Here is a 1,685-nt window from a genome sequence, read left to right as displayed (position 1 = left end):
CGTCGGACCGTTGCAGGTCGGCGATCATGGCGGGGTAGACGGCGTTGGCGAGGTGTCGTTTGAGGCACCGGCGAGCCTCTGCTGCCGTCTTTCCCTCGGCGCGCTTCTTGGCGAGGAACTCGCGTGCTGGCGAGTGCCAGCGTGCTTGGACCATGGCGATGGTGAACAGTGCTCGGTTGAGCTGAAGGTTACCCCCGCGTGGCATCCAGCGGCTGGTAGCGGAACTGCTCGACGTGCTCGTCAAGGTCGGCGGCCATCCGGCTGACCTGCGACTTGCTCAGCGTGTTGATGCCGAGGGTCTTGACCAGTTTGTCCCTCCGCCGTGTGAAGACTCCGGCGAGGTAACAGTCAGCGACGACCGTGATCAGCGCGGACTCGGACCGCTTCCGACGCTCGAGCAGCCACTCGGGAAAGTAGGCGCCGGTGCGCAGCTTCTCCGACTGCTACGTCGATTGTGCCGACCCGGGTGTCCGGGTCGCGGTGCCGTAGCCGTTGCGCTGAGCCGTGCGGCCCGGCGAACGCTGGCCCCACTCCGCAGCCACCACCGCGTCGGCATCGGCGCGGAGCGAGCATTGATCACCGTCTGCAGCAGCTGACGCATCAGATCAGGCGAGGCTTTGGACAGAGCCTCGCCAAGCAGGTCGGCAGGGTTGCTCTCCGCGCCTCGCGTACGAAGTCCCGTGTAGCGGTGACATTGCTGGGCCATGGAAAGTGGGTTGTGGATGGCGTCTCGTGTCGGGCCACGGCCAGGTTCGCGAGGGCGCATAGCGAAGGAGCGCAAAGGGGCAAGGGCGGCCGGACCAGGTGGTCACATTCACCGGCTGGTCACGTGACAACCCGTGGAGTGCTGACGATGGGGGCGAAGTTCAAGCCTTCGGCCCTCGTCAGGCGACCTCGGAAGCGAAGTAAGCCTACGACGCGTCCAAGGTCATGCAATGGGTCTTGCTGGTCACCGCGGAAAGCGGGCATGCAGTCGACGGATCCGCAGAACGACAACCAAGCTTATGCAAGTCCGTTGCAGAGTAAGGATAGCAATGGCTTCAACTGCCTAGTTGCTGCTACTTCACGCGCTCGTCAAGACGTCCATGAATTGGGCATGGCAAAAGCGTGGCAGGACTGTGGCCTCGCAAGCGAGGCTGTTGGTCCAAGACAGAAGTAAAGGAGGTTGTGACGAAGAATAGAGCGCCGTTTAAGTTAACTGCAACGGCCTAGCCATGCCTACACGGGATACCGGTAGAGGGCAATAATCGTGAACGAAACACGCTGGATGATCACGGCGATGGTTGAGGTTCCCGTGTAAGCGTTCATTTTTGGTAAAGGAGAATGTGATGCGCAGATTACGGACATTCGGACGAACACTGCTGACGCTTAGTGTCCTCGTGGGGGGCGCGACGATTGCTTCGGCGCCTACAACATCGGCAGCGGAGCTAAAGTCCGATGATGTGAGCACATTCGCACAATGTTCAACCTGGATAGATGGTAACAAGGCCTATGGTCGGTGCAACTACATTGCTACTCCGTTTGAAAAATGGCGACTGGAGTGGAGCTGTACTGGTGAAGATTATATGAGGTTCAACGAGTACCAGGGTAACGATGGGACGCAGGTTGGTACATGCCAGCCTCACCAGGGTGTGGACGTAATACGTGTAAATGTTTGGAACTAGGTAGGAACGCCCATCAGTACT

Annotated in this window: 2 pseudogenes; both read right to left on the bottom strand. The window is 59.7% G+C overall.

Annotation, left to right across the window (positions count from 1 at the left end):
* A pseudogene (locus ELR45_RS34665) lies at window positions 1-205 on the bottom strand (IS110 family transposase); the annotation flags it as partial.
* Between the two features lies 1 nt (window position 206).
* A pseudogene (locus ELR45_RS05945) lies at window positions 207-706 on the bottom strand (transposase); the annotation flags it as partial.
* Window positions 707-1,685 lie beyond the last annotated feature (979 nt).

Source organism: Phytoactinopolyspora endophytica, from assembly GCF_004138495.1.
GTDB classification, from domain to species: Bacteria; Actinomycetota; Actinomycetes; order Jiangellales; family Jiangellaceae; genus Phytoactinopolyspora; species Phytoactinopolyspora endophytica.
Note: the sequence above shows the minus strand (reverse complement) of the source record. Positions and strands in the feature narration are given on the sequence as shown.